Source organism: Amycolatopsis sp. NPDC051061 (assembly GCF_040682935.1).
Lineage (GTDB): Bacteria > Actinomycetota > Actinomycetes > Mycobacteriales > Pseudonocardiaceae > Amycolatopsis.
This window is the reverse complement of record NZ_JBFBBZ010000034.1, coordinates 59100-74108: the sequence shown is the minus strand read 5'-3', so window position 1 is coordinate 74108 and position 15009 is coordinate 59100. Positions and strand designations below refer to the sequence as shown.

The 15009-nt window shown below is 71.5% G+C and carries 13 protein-coding genes; 9 read left to right on the top strand and 4 right to left on the bottom strand.

Annotated features, from left to right (window positions below; genetic code table 11):
* Positions 1–74 precede the first annotated feature (74 nt).
* Together AB0N03_RS36150 and AB0N03_RS36145 are read left to right on the top strand one after the other, a co-directional pair.
* Positions 75–3821, top strand: coding sequence for a hypothetical protein (locus AB0N03_RS36150; RefSeq protein ID WP_364381579.1), 3747 nt, complete (start codon positions 75–77; stop codon positions 3819–3821).
* Positions 3818–4534, top strand: coding sequence for a hypothetical protein (locus AB0N03_RS36145; protein WP_364381576.1), 717 nt, complete (start codon positions 3818–3820; stop codon positions 4532–4534). Before AB0N03_RS36150 ends, AB0N03_RS36145 begins: the two co-directional genes overlap by 4 nt.
* 140 nt (positions 4535–4674) lie before the next feature.
* Here the strand turns inward: AB0N03_RS36145 and AB0N03_RS36140 are convergent, their stop codons facing one another.
* On the bottom strand, positions 4675–5424 hold the full coding sequence (locus AB0N03_RS36140; protein ID WP_364381573.1) for an IclR family transcriptional regulator: 750 nt from the start codon (positions 5422–5424) through the stop codon (positions 4675–4677).
* Positions 5425–5521: 97 nt separating this feature from the next.
* On the opposite strand from AB0N03_RS36140, the gene AB0N03_RS36135 reads away from it, so the two are divergent.
* Complete coding sequence (locus AB0N03_RS36135) at positions 5522–6484, top strand: PDR/VanB family oxidoreductase (RefSeq protein WP_364381570.1); 963 nt, start codon at positions 5522–5524, stop codon at positions 6482–6484.
* A gap of 15 nt (positions 6485–6499) precedes the next feature.
* Complete coding sequence (locus AB0N03_RS36130) at positions 6500–7705, top strand: cytochrome P450 (RefSeq protein ID WP_364381567.1); 1206 nt, start codon at positions 6500–6502, stop codon at positions 7703–7705.
* 194 nt (positions 7706–7899) lie between these two features.
* On the opposite strand, the gene AB0N03_RS36125 is transcribed toward AB0N03_RS36130, so the two are convergent.
* Positions 7900–8070, bottom strand: a complete 171-nt coding sequence (locus AB0N03_RS36125; protein ID WP_364381565.1) for a hypothetical protein — start codon at positions 8068–8070, stop codon at positions 7900–7902.
* Positions 8071–8192: 122 nt separating this feature from the next.
* Positions 8193–9410: an amidohydrolase family protein gene (locus tag AB0N03_RS36120; protein ID WP_364381562.1), complete on the bottom strand. Its 1218-nt coding sequence runs from the start codon at positions 9408–9410 to the stop codon at positions 8193–8195.
* Between the two features lie 91 nt (positions 9411–9501).
* Between AB0N03_RS36120 and AB0N03_RS36115 the strand changes: the two genes are divergently transcribed.
* Both AB0N03_RS36115 and AB0N03_RS36110 read left to right on the top strand, forming a co-directional pair.
* Complete coding sequence (locus tag AB0N03_RS36115) at positions 9502–9951, top strand: MarR family winged helix-turn-helix transcriptional regulator (protein ID WP_364381559.1); 450 nt, start codon at positions 9502–9504, stop codon at positions 9949–9951.
* A gap of 57 nt (positions 9952–10008) precedes the next feature.
* Positions 10009–10758 (top strand): short-chain dehydrogenase/reductase, encoded by a 750-nt coding sequence (locus AB0N03_RS36110; protein WP_364381556.1) that lies wholly within the window; start codon positions 10009–10011, stop codon positions 10756–10758.
* Between the two features lie 20 nt (positions 10759–10778).
* Here AB0N03_RS36110 and AB0N03_RS36105 read toward each other — a convergent pair whose 3' ends face one another.
* Entirely contained in the window at positions 10779–11507 is a 729-nt protein-coding gene (locus AB0N03_RS36105; RefSeq protein WP_364381553.1) for a TetR/AcrR family transcriptional regulator, read from the bottom strand.
* 115 nt (positions 11508–11622) lie between these two features.
* Here AB0N03_RS36105 and AB0N03_RS36100 point away from each other — a divergent pair, with 115 nt between their 5' ends.
* Genes AB0N03_RS36100 through AB0N03_RS36090 form a run of 3 tightly spaced genes read left to right on the top strand, consistent with a single transcriptional unit; the run spans position 11623 to position 14807 of the window.
* Entirely contained in the window at positions 11623–12525 is a 903-nt protein-coding gene (locus tag AB0N03_RS36100; protein WP_364381550.1) for an SMP-30/gluconolactonase/LRE family protein, read from the top strand.
* Positions 12526–12551: 26 nt separating this feature from the next.
* The gene (locus tag AB0N03_RS36095) at positions 12552–13541 is read left to right on the top strand and encodes an LLM class flavin-dependent oxidoreductase (protein WP_364381547.1); all 990 of its coding nucleotides are present in this window, start codon (positions 12552–12554) and stop codon (positions 13539–13541) included.
* Between the two features lie 36 nt (positions 13542–13577).
* Entirely contained in the window at positions 13578–14807 is a 1230-nt protein-coding gene (locus tag AB0N03_RS36090) for an FAD-dependent monooxygenase (protein ID WP_364381544.1), read from the top strand.
* Positions 14808–15009 lie beyond the last annotated feature (202 nt).

Sequence of the window (15009 nt, the reverse complement as noted above, 5' to 3'; positions counted from 1 at the left end):
GCAACGTCCGGATCACAGCGCCGCGACAGGGGGAGTGGCATCCTGCTTTCGCAGCTGTCCAACGAAGGCGCCGGATGCCACCACCTGTCAAGGCCCGTAGTCCTCGACCGCTCGCGTCGCCGGCGGTCGTGCCGCGGCCGCCGGAAACTCGCGGTGCCCTGGATCCCGGCCCCGCGGATGTGGTCCGGGCGCGGACGCTGGTCGGCAACGCGGCCGTGACCGCGGCGATGACCGGCCTGCCGCGCGGTGCCGTGCCCGGACCTGCCGGCTGGCAGGCGCGGATGCTGCTCGCGGGCCACGATCTGGTGGGCAACCAGGCCGTCGCGAGCCGGGCCACGGCACCTCCCGCGGCCACCGCGACCGGCCTCGCGCCGGCGACGCCTGCTCCCGCGCCGAAGAAGCCGGTCGGCCCGAAAACCCGGGCGCCGGCCGCTTCCGGCCCGGACAAGAAGGACCTGGCCGGGACGGACGGGCCGACCGCGCAGCGTCCGGACAAGGGAGCCGAGAAGGAAAAGACACCCGGCCCGCGCTCGCCGGGTGCGGACCCGAAGTTCCAAGCCCTGAAGAAGGACGTCAACACCAAGAAGAAGGCGGTCGGTTCGAGCCATCCGCCGGCGGCCGCGGAGGCGGGCGCGGCCCAGGACGCCGCCGAAGCCCCGGCCGACGACCGGGAAGCCCGGGGCAAGGCGGCCCACGCCGACGACATGGACGCCGCCCAGCCCAAGGAGTTCGCCAAGCAGGAGTTCGTCCAGGCGGTCAAGAAGGCGGTCGCCGACCGGGCGCCGAAGAACCTGGACGAGGCGGACTCGTTCGGTGAGTCCGGCCGGGCCGACGAGGTGAAGACCGAGGTCCAGGGCAAGGTCGGCGAGGGCAAGGACGCCTCGGCGAAGGAGATCGCCGAGACGACCGCGGCACCGCCCGAACCGGCGCCGGACGCCAAGCGGGTCGTGCCCATGGCCGCGGACAAGGTGCCGGGCCGGCCGGGCACCCCGAACCCCGCCCAAGCGGCCCCGGACACCCTCCCGCCCGAAGCGACGGACCTGTCGGCCGGCCCGGACCGCGTCGATCGGCAACTGGCCGACGCGAACGTCACCGAACAGCAGCTGACGTTCGAGCACTCCCGCGAACCGCAGTTCGACAAGGCGGTCAAAGACAAGAAGTCCCTCGAAGCCCACTCCGAGGCCGCCCCGAAGAAACTCCGCGCCGGCGAGTCTCGCGAGCTCAACCACGTCAAGAACACCGCCGCCGCCCGGGGCACCGCCGCGATGGCGGGCATCCACGCCACCCGCGTGAGCACCGGCAACCAGGTGGGCACCGGCAAACAGGGCACGAAGAAGACCGACGAGGACAAACGCAAACAGGTCACCGGCCTCCTGCAGCAGGTCTTCGACGAGACCAAGGAAGACGTCGAGAAGATCCTGACCGACCTCGACAAGAAGGTCGACGACCAGTTCACCACCAAGGAAAAAAGCGCCCGGGACCGCTTCACCGCCGAGCACGAGGGGGGCATGCGCCGCTACAAGGCGGAACGCTACGGCGGTTGGGACGGACCGTTCCTGTGGGCCAAGGACCTCTTCCTGCCCCTTCCGGACGAGGCCAACCGCATCTACGAACGCGCGCGGGACAACTACCTGGCGGCGATGGACCGGATCATCACCGAAATCGCCGACACGGTCGAGGCCGACCTGAAACGCGCGAAGGACCGCATCGCCGACGGCCGAAAGAACCTCAAGGCGGCGGTCGACAAGCTCCCGGCGGATTTGAAGGCACTGGGCCGCGAAGCGGCGTCGGACTTCGAGGGCAAGTTCGACGAACTGAAGGACACGGTCAACGACAAGGGCACGGAACTCGTCGACACCCTGGCCACCAAGTACACCGAAGCGGTCAAGTCGGTGGACGACGAGATAGCCGCCGAGAAGGAGAAGAACCGGGGCCTGATCGCGAAAGCCGCCGACGCGATCGGCGGGGCCGTCAAGGCCATCATCGACCTGGGTCGCATGCTGATGGGCGTCCTCCGCAAGGCAGCCTCCGCGATCGGGGCGATCCTGCAGGACCCGATCGGCTTCCTGGGCAACCTGGTCACCGGGGTCGGCGGCGGCCTGAAGCTGTTCCTGCGCAACGCCGCCCGCCACCTGGAGGCGGGCGTACTGGCCTGGCTGCTCGGCACCGCCGCCACCGCGGGCCTGCACCTGCCCACCACCTTCGACGTCGTCGGCATCCTGATGATGATCGCCGCCCTGCTGGGCCTGTCGTGGGCGAACATCCGGACCCGCCTGGCCCGCCGGGTCCCGAACCAGGCCCTCGTCGCCGCGGAAACCGCCGTGCCCCTCGTCGCCCAGGTCAAAAGCCGAGGCGTGGCCGGCCTGTGGGACGACCTGAAGACCCGGGTCGGCGACCTCAAGAAGACCCTGATCGACGACCTGCTCTCCTACCTGCTGCCCACCATCGTCATCGCCGGCGTCACCTGGATCGTGTCGCTGTTCAACCCCGCGTCGGCGTTCATCCGCGCCTGCAAGATGATCATCGACATCATCCGCTTCATCGTGACCAACGCGCGCCGGATCATCGACTTCGTCAACGCCGTCCTGGACGCGGTGCTGGCCATCGCCCGAGGTGGCACCGGTGGCGTGCCTGCCCTCGTGGAACGCGCACTGGCCCGCGCGATCCCGGTCCTGATCGGCGCGCTGGCCGCACTGCTGGGCATCGGCGGCATCGCGGGGAAGGTCCGCCAGATCGTCCAGAAGCTGGCCCGGCCGGTCAACCGCGCCATCGACGCGGTCATCAAGAAGATGGCCGACCTGATCAAAAAGCTCTGGGCCAAGCTCAAGCCGAAGAAGAAACCCAAGAAGCCGAAGGGTTCGCAGAAGAAGCAGCCGGACAAGAACCTCGACCGGATTCTCGCCGCCGCCTTGCGTGACGCCGGCGCGCTCACGCGAGCACGCCTGCCCGTCGAGAAGATCAAGTCCCGCCTGCCCGCGATCCGCGCCCGGCACGAACTCCGGAAACTGGACGTCGTCGTCGAACGCGTGCAGGGCACCCGGAGCCTCGTGCACTTCGAGGCGACGATCAACCCGACGGCCCGCAGCGTGACGGCGTCGACGCCGCTCGGTCAGAAGAAGGTCCAGGAACAGTACGGCATCCTCATCCGGAACCAGGTGAAGTTCCAGGCCTTCGCCGACGAAAAGAACGTCGTGGTCGACGTCCGGCCGACCAACCCGGATTCCGTGCGGCACCTGCTGCTCAAGGGAAAGGCACGGGCCCTCTACAAACCGCAGGCGATCAAGCCGAAGACGATCAACGCCGCCGACGTGTTGCTGAAGGTGAAGGAGGCGTATAAGGGTCTGGTCGGTTTCTTCCACACCAAGCCGACGATCAAGGCGGGGCTCGGTGAGGCCGATCAAGGCAAGGCGGACGCCCGGCGCAAGCAGCGGGAGAAGGAAACCGCGGACCACGGCACGAAAATGCGGGCCTTGGCGAGGAAGCCGCGCGGCCCCGGCCGGTACGAGGTGCAGGAACGCGTCGTCTACGGCTACGACGAGAAGAAGCGCAGGCGGCCGCTCGCGGGCGATCACGATCTGTTCAGCCTGTACCGGCCGGAGGGCCCCGAGTTGGAACAGCACGAGGTCGACGAGCTCGTCAGGGACCTGGAGCGGCGGCGGGCCGGCGTGATGCACGGGACGGTCGTGGAATGGGACACGCACGATCCGGTCGAGCTGAAAGCCAGGGACGACATGATCGAACAGGCGCGGATGGAGGGCGTGGTCCGGTTCGTACCCGGCGGGAAACGGGCGCTGATCGTCAAACCCGACGTTCGGCTATGACCGGAAGTGCCGCGGCCGTCGAGCGGGTGCGGCTGATGGCGGAGGGGAATCGCCTGCGGTCCGAGGCGCATCCGTCGTGGCGGCGGGTCGAGGAGATCTTTCGCCGGTACGAGGAGTTGTTGCCGGAGGTGACCGTCGCCCGGTGTCCGTACAGCGGCGAACCGGTGCGTTGGCGCATCGACACGTTCGGGCTGGACGGCTGGTTCTGGGAGTACGACACGGCCATCCGCCGGCTTCCGGAACGCCTGCCTCGTGCCTGGCTGGCGATGACCGGCGCGATGCGGCTGGCCGTGCCCGTGGAGCACACGCCCTACGTCGTCAACCCGGGGCCGGGAGTGCCGTTCGTGGTGCCCAGGATCCTCGAGCGCCCGGGCATCCGGGCGGTGATCGCCGAGGTGCCGGTCGGTGCCCACACCGGCTGGGCGATCAGCTACTTCGGCCCGAAGCCACCCGTGCGGCTCGTCAACACCTGGGGCAAGGCCGCCTACCCGGTCTTCCGGGACGGCGTCCGAGGCGGCTGGGACGCCGACAGCCCGAGCAGGTCCGACTACGACTTCGCGCTGACGAAGTGGTTGCGCACCGGCGCGTTGTCGTGGATCGCCCCCGGCGACGAGTCGGCGACCCTCCGGGAAGGTCCCGGCGGCTGCCCGTTCGTGGCGTTGCCGGGGCCGCGAAAGGTCCCGCTCGTCCTCCACGGCACGGTCGAGTACTGAAGCACGTGCTGATCCTGGTCGACCGCGGCGAGCCCGGTCAGGCGCCGAACGTCGTCGCGGCGGAGATCTGGCATCGCTTCGAGCAACGGGCTCACCTCGAACGGGCGCCGCTCCTACGAGCAGGCCGTGGACAGCCGACGTCAGCGGCCGGACAGGGTCCGGGTCACGCCACGCGCCGCGGCCAGCAGGACGGGGATGCCGGCGTGGGCGTGCTCGTCGTTGGGGACGATGATCGAGAGTGCGGCGACGACGTCGTTGAGCGCGTCGCGGACCGGGACCGCGATGCCCGTCGCGTCCTCGTGGACGTGTCCGGCGAGGAAGGCGTAGCCCTGCTTGCGCACGGCCGCCCACGCCCGGTCCAGGCGGTCCGGGGTCGTGATCGTCGCCGCCGTGTAGGCGGGCAGCGGGCGCCGCAGCACCCGGCGGCGGACCTCGGCCGGGGCGTAGGCCAGCAGGACGTGCCCGCTCGAGGAGATGTGCACCGGCAGCCGCCCGGCGATCTGCGAGTAGTTGATCACCGCGTCGCGCGCGGACAGGCGCTCGACGAACAGCACGTCGTCGCCGTCGAGCACGCCCAGCTGGGCGTGGTGGCCGACGACCGCGTGCAGGTCCTCCAGGTAGGGCATCGCGGCGTCGCGCAGCGAGGTCGTGGGGGAGGCCCGGGCCGCGAGCTCCCACAGCCGGACCCCGACCCGGACCTCGCGGCCGGGTCCGCGGGCCAGCAGCCCGTGCGTGGTCAGCTCGGCGATCAGCCGCGACGCGGTGGCGATGTGCAGGCCGGTGCGCCGCGCGATCTCGGTGACGGTCAGCGACGTCTCGTCGGCGGTGAAGGCGGCGATGATCCGCGCCGCCCGGGCGATGGACGACTCGCCGGTGGGTGCCCGTGCCATGGTCGTGAGTATCGCCGCCGCCGGTTCTCTCGTCCATTGAGAGTTCGTTTCACGGTCGGCCCCGAGGTCGGGGATGGTCGCCCGAGGAGGATCGACGATGACCCCGACGAGTACCCGGGACGTGGCCACCACCCTGCGCGTCCACCGCAAGAGCCTGGCCGCCGACGGCGTGGTGACCCTCGAGCTGGCTGCCGCCGGCGGTGGCCGGCTGAAGGACTGGACTCCCGGCTCGCACATCGACCTCGTCCTGCCCGGCGGGCGGACGCGGCAGTACTCCCTGTGCGGCGATCGCTGGGATCCGCGGCACTACCGGCTCGGGATCCTGCGGGAACCGGGCGGTCGCGGCGGTTCGGCGTACGTGCACGACGAGCTGGACGTCGGCGCCGAGGTCGGCGTGGGCGGGCCGCGGAACAACTTTCCGCTCGTGCCGTCGCCGGAGTACCTGTTCGTCGCCGGCGGCATCGGGATCACCCCGCTGCTGCCGATGGTGCACCAGGCCGAGCTGCTCGGCGCGCGGTGGCGGCTGCTCTACGGCGGCCGGCACCGCGCGGCGATGGGGTTCCTCGACGAGCTCGCCGCCTACGGCGACCACGTCCTGGTCCGGCCCCAGGACGAGCACGGCCTGCTCGAGCTGGCCGGGTTCCTCGGCGATCCCCGGCCGGGGGTGAAGATCTACGCCTGCGGTCCGGCGCCGCTGCTGGACGCGATCGAGCGGGTCTGCGCGGCGTGGCCACCCCACGCTTTGCGCACCGAACGGTTCGCCGGCGACGACTCCGCCGCTCCCGCCCGCGCCACCCCGTTCGAGGTCGAACTCGCCCGCAGCGGGGTGAGCGTCACGGTGCCGATCGGGACGAGCGTGCTCGACGCGGTGGGCGGCGCGGGCGTCGAGGTCTTGTCTTCCTGCCGTCAGGGCACGTGCGGCACGTGCGAGACCACGGTGCTCGCGGGCCGTCCCGAACACCGCGACGCGATCCTCGAGGACCACGAACGCGCCGCGGCCGACTGCATGTTCGTCTGCGTGTCGCGCTCGCTGTCCGACCGCCTCGTCCTCGACCTGTGACCCCGGAGGTCTCGCATGACGACGCTCGAAGCTCCTTGCCCGGTCAGCGACGGCGACCCCTTCGGCCCCGCCGTGCTGGAAAACCCGCTCCCGCTGCACGCCGAACTCCGTGACGCCGGGCCGGTCGTGTACCTGCCGAGGTACGACGTCTACGCGGTCGCCCGCTACGAGCAGGTGCACGCCGCCCTCACCGACTGGCAGCGGTTCCAGTCCGCGGCCGGGGTGGGCCTGACGAACTTCCGCACGGAAAAGCCGTGGCGGCCGCCGAGTCTCCTCCTGGAGGCCGACCCGCCCCGCCACGACGCACCGCGCCGGGTTCTGAGCAAGGTCCTCGGCCCTCGCGCGCTGCGGCACCTGCGCGAGAGGTGGATGGCCGACGCGACGCAGCTCGTCGACCAGGTTCTCGCCGAGGGGCCGCGGTTCGACGCCGCCACCGCGTTGTCCCACGCGTTCCCGCTGCGGGTGTTCCCCGACGCGGTGGGCATCCCGGCCGGCGGGCGGGAGAACCTGCTGCCCTACGGCGACCACGCCTTCAACGCCTTCGGCCCGGACAACGACCTCGTGGCCAAGGGCACGCCCCGGGTGCCGGAGCTGTCGGGCTGGGTGAGCGACCAGTGCCGTCGCGAAGTCCTTGCACCACAAGGCTTCGGCGCCGAGATCTGGGCCGCGAGCGACCGCGGTGACATCACGCCCGAGCAGGCTCCGCTGATCGTGCGATCCTTGCTCACGGCCGGCGTCGACACGACCGTGCACGCGCTTTCCGCGGTGCTGCACGCTTTCGCCACGCACCCGGACCAGTGGAGGCGGCTGCGCGAGAGCCCCGGCCTGGCCCGGGTGGCGTTCGACGAGGCCGTGCGCTGGGAATCGCCGGTGCAGACGTTCTTCCGCACGACGACCACCGAGGTGCGCATCGGCGACGTCCGCATCCCCGAGGGGCGGAAGGTCCTGATGTTCCTCGCCGCGGCCAACCGCGACCCTCGCCGGTGGGCGGATCCCGACGTATTCGATCTTTCCCGCGATCCGTCCGGCCACGTCGGTTTCGGCATGGGGCTGCACCAGTGCGTCGGCCAGCACGTGGCCCGCCTCGAAGCCGAAGCGCTGCTCACCGCCTTCGCTCGCCGGGTGCGGGCGATCGAGCCGGACGGCACACCGGTACGTCACCACAACAACACCCTCCGCGCCTGGGAATCGTTGCCTGTCCGCGTGACACCGGGCACCTAGTGCGCACCCTTTCGGCGCGCTCTCGGTTGCGGGTGTCGCGAATGAGTCATTGGGGGCGCCGGAGGTCCCGAATGAGTCATTCGCGACGTTGGGCGCGGGTTGGCGACGTCATGAACGACTCTTTCCTGTCGTCCAGCGTCATGAACGACCCTTTCATGACGTCCCGCCCGGCAAACGGGCCCTGAGGAGGAACTTCATGACCGTGTCTCACGATCCACGTCGTCGAGGAAAGCCAGCACCCGCTCGTTGACCTCGGCGGCGGATTCCCCCGCGATGGCGTGGGTCGCCCCGGGCCAGACCTCCACCCGCGCGTCCGGCAGCAACGCCCGGGCGCGATCTCCCGCCTTCGCGCCGTCGTGGATCACGCTCTCGCCGGCGATCAGCGCGAGGACGGGGATCGCGATCGACCGGAGAGGCGAATCGGCCCACTTTCACGTCGGCGCGTTCCTCTGGCGCGCGCGTCAAAATCTGCGAGGTCGGGTGGGCGTCACGAGTCTTCGAGCCGGGAGCCCCGTCGCCAGATCGCGCGCGTGTCGAGCGTGTCGCCGATGTTCGTCGTCGGGTCGCCGTCGACGAGCAGGAGGTCGGCGCGGAGCCCTTCGGCGATGCGGCCGCGGTCGCCGAGGCCGAAGCGGCGTGCCGTGGTCGCCGTCGCGGCGCGCAGCGCCTGCGCGGGGGTGAGGCCGGCGGCCACGAGGTACTGCAGTTCGTGGTGCAGGCTGGCTCCGTGGGCCAGGCCGCCGAAGAAGGTCTCGGCCATGGAAGCGTCGGTGCCCGCCAAGAGGTCCACGCCCGCGGCGGCCAGTGCCCGCACGGTCGCCAAGACGTCGTCGAGCTTGCCTTGTGGGTAACGGTGGTAGCTGGACCGCAGGGTTTTCTCCCACTTGTCGTCGAGGCGGCGGGCGACCCGGGGGTCGTCGGCGAGGTCGCTGCCGGTGATGCCCATCATCGACGCGTCGAGGCAGACGCACGGCACGACGAACATTCCGGCCTCGGCGATCAGGTCCACGATCTCCGCGGTGTGCGGCCGGTCCATGAACACGTGGACGACACCGTCGATGCCGGCCTCGGCGGCCATCCGGGTGGCGTCGAGGGTCAGGGTGTGCGCCACCGTGAGGGCGCCGTACTTCTTGGCCTCGGCGACTCCCGCGTTCAGGGTGGCCTGATCGAGCATCGGCAGCCCGGGGTGCCCCTCGACGCTGCCGTCGTCGATCATGAACTTGAGGTAGTCGGAGCCGCGCGCCAGGAGTCGTGGGACGAACGCGGCGGCCTCTTCCGGGGTGGTGGAGAACGGCATCAGCGGCAGGACCGGTGGCAGGTCGCCGCCCGGCCGGAACCCTTCCGGCATCAGCTCGCTGGGGTGACCGCCGGGTGGCGTGATGGCGAAGCCGGCTGACCGGATGTCGGCCACCGTGTCGTCCTCGGTGATGTGCGCCCGGTTCTCTCGGGTGTTCAGGCCCTGCATCTCCAGTTCGGTGGTGACGCCGAACCGCAGGGCCAGTGCCTGGGAGCCGGAGCCGGAGTGGACGTGCGCGTCGATCAGCCCGGGCAGCAGGGTCGCGCCCCGGCCGTCGACGACCTCGGCGCCGTCGGGCACCTCGCCGCCGACCCGGCGGATCTTCCGGCCGTCGAGGACGACCGTCTGCACCCCCAGCGTCTTCTCCCCGTCGAAGACCCGGGCTCCGGTGATGGCGGTGGTGGCCATGGCGGCCTCGCTTTCTCGCTCGCAGTTACATACCTAATGCTATGCAGTTTACGACTGGTATGCAAATGCCCGAGGTACTACGATCACCGAGGTGAGCGGTTCCGCCGAAGATCCCCTGCTGGACCAGATCGGCCCGGCCCTGTCGCGGCTGCGCCGGCGCATTCCGGCCTCGAGCCGTGACGTGTCCCGCAACCTGGTGCTGAACGTGGTCGCCGACGCCCCGGGCGAGATGACCGTCGGGGGACTCGCCGCGGAAATGGGCGTCGCGCAGCCGGTGGCCAGCCGGACGGTCGCGGCCTGCATCGCCGACGGCCTGCTGCGGCGGGCGGCCTCCCAGGCCGACGGGCGCCGGACGGTGCTCGAGCTCACCGAACGCGGCGAGGCCGAGCGAACCCGGTTCACCACCGACCAGCGTGCGGCGTTCGAAGACATCACGGCCGCCTGGTCGCCGGATGAGCGCACCCAGTTCGCGCGGCTCCTCGTCCGCTACGCCGCGGACGCCGGCGCCTGGTCGCGCCGCCGAAGCGCGAACGGCGAGTAGCGGCAGGTTTCGCCGGCGTACTGGCCAAGATCGACATCAAGCGATAGGACTGGACGGATGGATCTCCACCTCACGGGCAAGCGCGCGTTGATCACGGGCGCGTCGAAGGGCATCGGCGCGGCGATCGCCGAGACGTTGGCCGGCGAAGGCTGCGCCCTGCACCTGGCCGCGCGCAACGGAGACGCGCTGGCGGATCGCGCCCGGACGCTGCGCGCGGAGCACGGCGTCGAGGTGACCACGCACGCCGTCGACCTGCGGGTCTCCACCGACATCGAACGGCTGGCCGAGACGGCCGGTGACCTCGACATCCTGGTCAACAACGCCGGCGACATCCCCGCCGGCACGCTCGACGACGTCGGGCCGGAAGTGTGGCGGCACGCCTGGGACCTGAAGGTCTTCGGCTACATCGACCTCGTCCGGCTCGTGTACCCGCGGCTTCGCGACCGAGGTCGCGGGGTGATCGTCAACGTCATCGGCACCGGCGGCGAGCGGCCGACGGCCGGGTACATCGCCGGTGGCGCGGGCAACGCGGCGCTGATGGCCTTCACCAAGGCGCTCGGCGGCGAAGGCCCGCGCCACGGCGTGCGCGTGGTCGGCGTGAACCCCGGTCCGGTGGCCACCGAGCGGATCACGACGATGCGTGCCGCGAACGCCGACGTCGACGCCGGTTTCGCCTCGCTGCCCTCGGGCCGGATCGCCGAGACCCACGAGATCGCGGACCTGGTGGCGTTCCTGGCCTCCGAGCGCGCCGGCTACATCAGCGGAACCATCGTGACCATCGACGGCGGCATGACGGCCGCGCGATAGCCGCGGTCACACCGCGAAGCTCAGACCTGGTCGCGCGTGGGTGAAAGCCCGGCTGGGTCAGGAGAAACCGGTGAGGACGGGGAGCCCAGCATCCGGGCGGCGAGTTCGGCGTAGGACTCGCCGAGGGCTTCGGGGGAGTCCGCGCCGTCGAGGCGGTACCAGCGCACCAGGTCGATGCCGAGGGACAGGATCGCGCGCACCGTCCGGTCGATGTCGGGTACGTCGAAGACGCCTTCCCGGACTCCGCGTTCCACGGCGGTCTGCACCACCGCGGAAAACTGCTGGCGCAGGCCGAGAACCTCGTCGAAGTGCGCCGGCTCCAGCGCCGCCAGTTCGTACTGGCAGACCCTCGCCACGGTGTGGTGACGCGCGTGCCACGACACGTGCCCGGCCACCAGCCGGCGGACGTGGCGCCCGGGGTCGCCGTCGTCGGGCTGGACCGTCAATGCCGCGAGGGCGCGCTCGTGGCCGGTCCGGGCGATGTGGAACAGCACGGCTTCCTTCGAGGCGAAGTGCACGTACAGCGAGCCGGGACTGAGGCCGACGACGGCGGTGATGTCGCGGGTGGTGGTGGCGTGAAAACCCTTGCGGGCGAAGCATTGCACGGCCGAGGACAGCAGGGCGCGAGCCACCGGGGAGGTGTCCGCACCCCAGAACTCGCCGGGGACCGTCTCGGGGCCGAGGGTGGTCGTGAGCTCCATCGCCGCCGGGTGTCGTCCGCCGCCGCGACGGCGCTCTTTCGCCGGCATCGCCGCTCTCCCCTCTTCGGGTGCGGGACTTGACACGTCCCGGCCTCGCGGTCATGGTAACTGTGCGCTCAGTCAGTTGAAACCAGACGTCGACGAGGACGTGAGGAGGGTCGCGATGGGACAGCCCGCGACCAGGCAGCCGAGGGTGGTAGCCGAAGGCTTCTCCTACCTCGAGTGCCCGCGGTGGCACGACGGCCGGCTGTGGGTGTCGGACTTCTACACCGAGAAAGTCGTGGCGATCGACAGCGGCGGCGGCACCGAAGTCGTCGCCGAGGTGCCCCAGCAGCCATCGGGCCTCGGGTTCCTGCCCGACGGGCGCCTGCTCATCGTGTCCATGCGGGACCACCGCCTCCTCGTGCGCGACGCGTCGGGCCGGCTGGAAGAGCACGCCGACCTCTCCGGTGTGGTGTCCGGGGTGCTCAACGACATGGTCGTCGACGACCGCGGCCGTGCTTGGGTGGGCAACTTCGGCTTCGACCTCATGGGCGGCGGTTCCTTGCGCTACACCACGCTCACCCGCGTCGACGCGGACGGGAGCGTCGCCGTCGCCGCCGAGGACCTCGGGTTCCCCAACGGCATGGTGATCCTGCCCGGCGGCGTGCTGGTGGTCGCCGAGACGTTTGCCGGGCGGTTGACCGCCTTCGACATCGGCGAAGACGGCGAGCTGAGCGGGCGGCGCGTGTGGGCGCAGTTCGGGGAGACGCCGCGGACCGAGGACGTCGGCGAAGCGGTGCAGCGCCTCGAGGTGGCCCCCGACGGCATCTGCGCCGACGCCGAGGGCGCGATCTGGGTGGCCGACGCCGTCCACAACCGCGTCCTGCGGGTCCAGGAGGGCGGCCGGATCCTCGACGAGATCGCCGCCGGCACGGGGGTCTTCGCCTGCATGCTCGGCGGCGACGACGGCCGGACGCTGTTCCTCTGCGCGGCCCCGTCCTTCCCCGAGCACGAACGCCGTCCGGTCCGGGAGGCCCGGCTGCTCGCGGTCGACGTCGAGGTGCCGCACGCCGGGCTGCCCTGAACCGACCGCCGAGAGGGAGGGCCGTCATGGACGTCTCCTGCGCTTTTCCGACCGCACTCGATTCCCCGGAGCACATCGCCGTGGCCGAAGAGCTGGGCTACCGGCGGGCGTGGGTCTACGACACCCCTCAGCAGAGCCCCGATGTGTGGATGACCCTGGCGCTGGCCGCCGAGCGGACCGAGCGGATCGGCCTCGCCCCCGGCGTGCTGGTGCCCAGCCTGCGGCACCCGATGGTCAACGCCGCGGCGACCGCCACCCTCGCCGCGCTGGCGCCCGGCCGCGTCGCGGTCTCCTTCGGCACCGGGTTCACCGGCCGGCGGGCCATGGGGTACCGCGCGATCACCTGGTCCTACATGGAGTCCTACATCCGCGCCTTCCGCGGTCTCCTGCGGGGCGACGTCGTCGAGTGGGAGGGGGCGCAGATGCAGATGTTGCACCCGGCCGGGCACGCGCCCGCCCGGCCCGTCGACGTCCCCGTCCTGATCGGGGCGCTGGGGCCGAAGGGCCACCAGGTGGCCAAGGAGCTCGGCGACGGGCTCTACGTCACGCTGCAGCTGCCCGAGTTCATGACCGAGTACTCGTGGGTACCGTATCTGGTGTGGGGCACGGTGTTCGACGAGGAAGAGCGCGCCGACAGCGAGCACGCGCGCCAGGCCGCCGGGCCCGGGTGGGCGCTGGCCTATCACGGCGCCTACGAATTCGGCGGCGCCGCTGCCGTGCGCGAACTCCCGGGCGGCGCGCAGTGGCTGGAAGTGGTGGAGCGGACGCCGCCCGAGCGGCGCCACCTCGCGGTCCACTCCGGACACTGCGTGGAACTGGGTGAGGCCGACCAGGCGGCGTGGAAGGCCGGCGGTCACACGATGGTGCGCGAGGTGACGATGAGCGGCACGCGCGAACAGATCCGGCAGCGGCTGGCCGAGGTCGCCGCCCGGGGCGTCACCGAGATCGTGTTCCAGCCGTGCGGGCCCGACATCCGGGCCGAGCTCGAAAGGTTCCTCGACGCCGCGACCGCTTGAGCGGCGAGCCGGCACCGCCGGGGCCCGGACCACCGTATGATCCGGGCCGGGATCCGGACGGGCGAGCTGGGGGACACGGTGAGCGGTAGCAAGGTGTTGGTGGCGGGCGCGAGCATCGCGGGGCCCGCGTTGGCCCACTGGCTGCGCCGGCGTGGGGCCGAGGTGACCGTGGTGGAGCGGGCCCCCGGGCTGCGTCCCGGCGGGCAGGCGGTGGACGCGCGCGGGGTGACCAGGGAGGTCATCCGGCGGATGGGGCTGGACGCGGCGGTGCGCGCGGCCCGCACCGAGACCGTCGGCGCGCACAACGTGGACGCGGACGGGACCGTGCTCGAGACCTTCCGCGCGGAAGACGACGGCGGCGACGGGTACATCTCCGAGATCGAGATCCTGCGCGGGGACCTGTCGCAGGTGCTGTACGACGACACCCGCGACGGGGTCGAGTACGTCTTCGGCGACCGGATCGCCGAGCTCACCCAGGACGCGGACGGCGTCGACGTGGTCTTCGCGGGCGGCGACCGGCGGCGCTTCGACCTGGTGGTCGGGGCGGACGGCCTGCACTCGGCGCTGCGGGCGATGGTCTTCGGGCCGCACGAGGAGTGCGTCCGCCACCTCGGGCACGTGCTGGCCTTCTACAGCGTGCCCAACGAGTTCGGGCTGGACCGCTGGCTGCTCGAGCACCAGGAGGCCGGGCGCTCCGCCATGCTGCGGCCCATCGGGGACGCCACCCGGGCGATGGCCATGTTCTCCTTCACCGCGGCGGGCTTCGACGTCGACTACCGCGACATCGACGCCCAGAAGCGCTTGCTGCGCGAGCGGATTGCCGGCCTGGGCTGGCTGACCCCGCGCCTCCTCGAGCACCTGGACGACACCCCGGACTTCTACCTCGACCAGGTCGCCCAGGTGGTGCTGGACCGCTGGTCGAGCGGGCGGGTGGCGCTGCTCGGGGACGCGGCGTTCAGCTCGTCGCCGCTGTCCGGGCAGGGCACCGGGCTGGCCCTGGTCGGCGCGTACCTGCTGGCCGGGGAGCTGGCCACCGCCGGGTGGAACCCGGAGGCCGGGTTCGCCGCCTACGAGACGCGGATGCGCCCGTTCGTCGAGGCCAACCAGGAGATCGGCCGGCTGCACGCGAGCATGCGCTCCGGCGCCGCCCCGGACGCCGAGCCCGACATGGAGGCCCTCACCGAGCTGGCCGAGCGAGCGATCAACGGCGTCGAGCTGCCCGACTACGCCGGGGTGCCGGACGCCGGGGTTTCGGTCAGGTCGTAGGCGCCGCGGGTCGGGTGCGGGCGGTTCGGCAAAGTCGCGTCCGTGCGCGGAGTCGCGACGTCATGAACGACTCTTTCCTGTCGTCCAGCGTCATGAACGACCCTTTCATGACGTCCCGCCCGGCAGACGCGCCGCCACACCTGGCTGCTCGGGCTGTTCGGCCACAGCGCCATCCCCGCCGAGCGCGGGGGATGAGCCAAGG

Bases quoted from the DNA above. Each gene is read 5' to 3' on its own strand.
- AB0N03_RS36145 (WP_364381576.1), top strand. From the start codon at position 3,818: ATGACCGGAAGTGCCGCGGCCGTCGAGCGGGTGCGGCTGATGGCGGAG.
- AB0N03_RS36090 (WP_364381544.1), top strand. From the start codon at position 13,578: ATGATCCGGGCCGGGATCCGGACGGGCGAGCTGGGGGACACGGTGAGC.
- AB0N03_RS36150 (WP_364381579.1), top strand. From the start codon at position 75: ATGCCACCACCTGTCAAGGCCCGTAGTCCTCGACCGCTCGCGTCGCCG.
- AB0N03_RS36130 (WP_364381567.1), top strand. From the start codon at position 6,500: ATGACGACGCTCGAAGCTCCTTGCCCGGTCAGCGACGGCGACCCCTTC.
- AB0N03_RS36140 (WP_364381573.1), bottom strand. From the start codon at position 5,424: ATGGCACGGGCACCCACCGGCGAGTCGTCCATCGCCCGGGCGGCGCGG.
- AB0N03_RS36105 (WP_364381553.1), bottom strand. From the start codon at position 11,507: ATGCCGGCGAAAGAGCGCCGTCGCGGCGGCGGACGACACCCGGCGGCG.
- AB0N03_RS36110 (WP_364381556.1), top strand. From the start codon at position 10,009: ATGGATCTCCACCTCACGGGCAAGCGCGCGTTGATCACGGGCGCGTCG.
- AB0N03_RS36095 (WP_364381547.1), top strand. From the start codon at position 12,552: ATGGACGTCTCCTGCGCTTTTCCGACCGCACTCGATTCCCCGGAGCAC.
- AB0N03_RS36135 (WP_364381570.1), top strand. From the start codon at position 5,522: ATGACCCCGACGAGTACCCGGGACGTGGCCACCACCCTGCGCGTCCAC.
- AB0N03_RS36120 (WP_364381562.1), bottom strand. From the start codon at position 9,410: ATGGCCACCACCGCCATCACCGGAGCCCGGGTCTTCGACGGGGAGAAG.
- AB0N03_RS36100 (WP_364381550.1), top strand. From the start codon at position 11,623: ATGGGACAGCCCGCGACCAGGCAGCCGAGGGTGGTAGCCGAAGGCTTC.